This window comes from Arthrobacter sp. JCM 19049 (assembly GCF_001310435.1).
In genome coordinates this window covers 1-526 of the sequence record NZ_BAXF01000951.1, presented here as the reverse complement: position 1 = coordinate 526, position 526 = coordinate 1, and the positions used below count along the sequence as shown (strand labels likewise).

The following is a 526-nucleotide window of genomic DNA, read 5'->3' as shown; positions in this document are numbered from 1 at the left end:
CCAGCGCGCCCGGGTCCGGATGGGCCTCCCGCTCCCCACGCCGTGGGGCACGGCCGTTGCCCGCTTCCCGCGCGGACCCCACGCGTCTCTTGTCTTGCACCGGCCCGGGGAACAACACCGCCTAGACTGGGATGCGTGATAAATCCGGTTCACCTGCGCACCCTGCTTGAAGTCATCGCCCATCGCTCCTTTGCCACGGCCGCTGCCCGGTTGGGCTACACCGCCAGCGCCGTGTCACAGCAGATGACCGCCCTGGAGCGCGCCGCAGGAACCACGCTGTTCCTGCGCGGGGCGCGTTCGATCACCCCCACCCCGGCCGCACTGCGCATGGTGCGCCACGCCAAGCGGGTGCTGACGGACATCGATGCGCTGATGGCCGACGTGGCCACCGCGGAGGCGGACACCACCGAACGCGAGGAAATCCGGGTGGGGATCTTCCCCTCCCTGGCCGCCTACGCGCTGCCGCAGCTGCTGGCGGCCGAGGACTGGCCCGCGCTGGGCATCAACCTGCGGCTGTGGATCGGCG

1 protein-coding gene is annotated in these 526 nt (G+C 71.3%); it reads left to right on the top strand.

Annotated features, from left to right (window positions below; translation table 11 throughout):
- Nucleotides 1-135: 135 nt before the first annotated feature.
- On the top strand, nt 136-526 hold a 391-nt coding region (locus JCM19049_RS17300; protein ID WP_279403531.1), incomplete at its 3' end, for a LysR family transcriptional regulator.